Below are 3,397 nucleotides of genomic sequence, written 5' to 3' on the forward strand. Positions count from 1 at the left end.
TATGTTCGTAGGTGGTTGCTCATGGGTGGAACGTTGACTACTCGGCACGACAGGTTGTTCATCACTAGTACTGCTTCGGCGTGGAACGTGGTGGGGGATCGGTCGGGTCGGGCACGCTGTTGGGTATCTGAAGGTACGGCCTGTTTGTGGTCGCCTTCGGTTGCCGGCCCCAGTGCACTCACCTGTTCAGGGTGGGGTGATGGGTGGCTGGTCGTTGTTTGAGAACTGCACAGTGGACGCGAGCATCTGTGGCCAAGTTTTTAAGGGCGCACGGTGGATGCCTTGGCACCAGGAACCGATGAAGGACGTGGGAGGCCACGATAGTCCCCGGGGAGCTGTCAACCAAGCTTTGATCCGGGGGTTTCCGAATGGGGAAACCCGGCAGTCGTCATGGGCTGTCACCCGCTGCTGAACACATAGGCAGTGTGGAGGGAACGAGGGGAAGTGAAACATCTCAGTACCCTCAGGAAGAGAAAACAACCGTGATTCCGGGAGTAGTGGCGAGCGAAACTGGATGAGGCCAAACCGTATGCGTGTGATACCCGGCAGGGGTTGCGCATGCGGGGTTGTGGGAGTTCTCTTGATCAATCTGCCGATTGGTCGGCAAGTCAGAAACCGTTGGTGTAGGCGAAGGACATGCGAAAGGTCCGGCGTAGAGGGTAAGACCCCCGTAGCTGAAACATCAACGGCTTGCTTGAGAACCACCCAAGTAGCACGGGGCCCGAGAAATCCCGTGTGAATCTGGCGGGACCACCCGCTAAGCCTAAATATTCCCTGGTGACCGATAGCGGATAGTACCGTGAGGGAATGGTGAAAAGTACCGCGGGAGCGGAGTGAAATAGTACCTGAAACCGTGTGCCTACAAGCCGTGGGAGCGTCGCTGTATGTGCTTGCACATGCAGTCGTGACTGCGTGCCTTTTGAAGAATGAGCCTGCGAGTTAGCGGTGTGTAGCGAGGTTAACCCGTGTGGGGAAGCCGTAGCGAAAGCGAGTCCGAACAGGGCGTTTGAGTTGCACGCTCTAGACCCGAAGCGGAGTGATCTAGCCATGGGCAGGTTGAAGCGGAGGTAAGACTTCGTGGAGGACCGAACCCACCAGGGTTGAAAACCTGGGGGATGACCTGTGGTTAGGGGTGAAAGGCCAATCAAACTCCGTGATAGCTGGTTCTCCCCGAAATGCATTTAGGTGCAGCGTCGTGTGTTTCTTGCCGGAGGTAGAGCACTGGATAGGCGATGGGCCCTACCGGGTTACTGACCTTAGCCAAACTCCGAATGCCGGTAAGTGAGAGCGCGGCAGTGAGACTGTGGGGGATAAGCTCCATGGTCGAGAGGGAAACAGCCCAGAGCATCGACTAAGGCCCCTAAGCGTACGCTAAGTGGGAAAGGATGTGGAGTCGCAGAGACAACCAGGAGGTTGGCTTAGAAGCAGCCACCCTTGAAAGAGTGCGTAATAGCTCACTGGTCAAGTGATTCCGCGCCGACAATGTAGCGGGGCTCAAGCGTACCGCCGAAGTCGTGTCATTCCAGCATATAGGGCCAACGCCTGCTGGGATGGGTAGGGGAGCGTCGTGTGCCGGGTGAAGCAGCCGCGGAAGCGAGTTGTGGACGGTTCACGAGTGAGAATGCAGGCATGAGTAGCGATACACACGTGAGAAACGTGTGCGCCGATTGACTAAGGGTTCCTGGGTCAAGCTGATCTGCCCAGGGTAAGTCGGGACCTAAGGCGAGGCCGACAGGCGTAGTCGATGGACAACCGGTTGATATTCCGGTACCCGCTTTGAAACGCCCAATACTGAATCAGGCGATGCTAAGTCCGTGAAGCCGGCCCGATCTCTTCGGAGTTGAGGGTAGTGGTGGAGCCGACGAACCAGACTTGTACTAGGTAAGCGATGGGGTGACGCAGGAAGGTAGTCCAGCCCGGGCGGTGGTTGTCCCGGGGTAAGGGTGTAGGACGCACGGTAGGTAAATCCGTCGTGCATGGAGTCTGAGACCTGATGCCGAGCCGATTGTGGTGAAGTGGATGATCCTATGCTGTCGAGAAAAGCCTCTAGCGAGTTTCATGGCGGCCCGTACCCTAAACCGACTCAGGTAGTCAGGTAGAGAATACCGAGGCGTTCGGGTGAACTATGGTTAAGGAACTCGGCAAAATGCCCCCGTAACTTCGGGAGAAGGGGGGCCATCACTGGTGATCCGATTTACTCGGTGAGCTGGGGGTGGCCGCAGAGACCAGCGAGAAGCGACTGTTTACTAAAAACACAGGTCCGTGCGAAGCCGTAAGGCGATGTATACGGACTGACGCCTGCCCGGTGCTGGAACGTTAAGGGGACCGGTTAGCTGACTTTCGGGTCGGCGAAGCTGAGAACTTAAGCGCCAGTAAACGGCGGTGGTAACTATAACCATCCTAAGGTAGCGAAATTCCTTGTCGGGTAAGTTCCGACCTGCACGAATGGCGTAACGACTTCTCGACTGTCTCAACCATAGGCCCGGTGAAATTGCACTACGAGTAAAGATGCTCGTTTCGCGCAGCAGGACGGAAAGACCCCGGGACCTTTACTATAGTTTGATATTGGTGTTCGGTTCGGCTTGTGTAGGATAGGTGGGAGACTTTGAAGCGGCCACGCCAGTGGTTGTGGAGTCGTCGTTGAAATACCACTCTGGTCGTGCTGGATGTCTAACCTGGGTCCGTGATCCGGATCAGGGACAGTGTCTGATGGGTAGTTTAACTGGGGCGGTTGCCTCCTAAAGAGTAACGGAGGCGCCCAAAGGTTCCCTCAGCCTGGTTGGCAATCAGGTGTTGAGTGTAAGTGCACAAGGGAGCTTGACTGTGAGACCGACGGGTCGAGCAGGGACGAAAGTCGGGACTAGTGATCCGGCAGTGGCTTGTGGAAGCGCTGTCGCTCAACGGATAAAAGGTACCCCGGGGATAACAGGCTGATCTTCCCCAAGAGTCCATATCGACGGGATGGTTTGGCACCTCGATGTCGGCTCGTCGCATCCTGGGGCTGGAGTCGGTCCCAAGGGTTGGGCTGTTCGCCCATTAAAGCGGTACGCGAGCTGGGTTTAGAACGTCGTGAGACAGTTCGGTCCCTATCCGCTGTGCGCGTAGGAATATTGAGAAGGGCTGTCCCTAGTACGAGAGGACCGGGACGGACGAACCTCTGGTGTGCCAGTTGTCCTGCCAAGGGCATGGCTGGTTGGCTACGTTCGGAAAGGATAACCGCTGAAAGCATCTAAGCGGGAAGCCTGCTTCGAGATGAGTGTTCCCACCACCTTGAGTGGTTAAGGCTCCCAGTAGACGACTGGGTTGATAGGCCAGATGTGGAAGCCCGGTAACGGGTGGAGCTGACTGGTACTAATAGGCCGAGGGCTTGTCCTCAGTTGCTCGCGTCCACTGTGTT

General features: G+C 56.6%; 1 rRNA gene. It reads left to right on the forward strand.

Annotated elements, in window-relative coordinates:
- Positions 1 to 250 precede the first annotated feature (250 nt).
- Positions 251 to 3,375: ribosomal RNA gene (locus ABZ172_RS29945) — 23S ribosomal RNA — on the forward strand.
- Positions 3,376 to 3,397 lie beyond the last annotated feature (22 nt).

It is taken from the genome of Streptomyces sp. NPDC006296, from assembly GCF_040613235.1.
GTDB lineage: Bacteria > Actinomycetota > Actinomycetes > Streptomycetales > Streptomycetaceae > Streptomyces.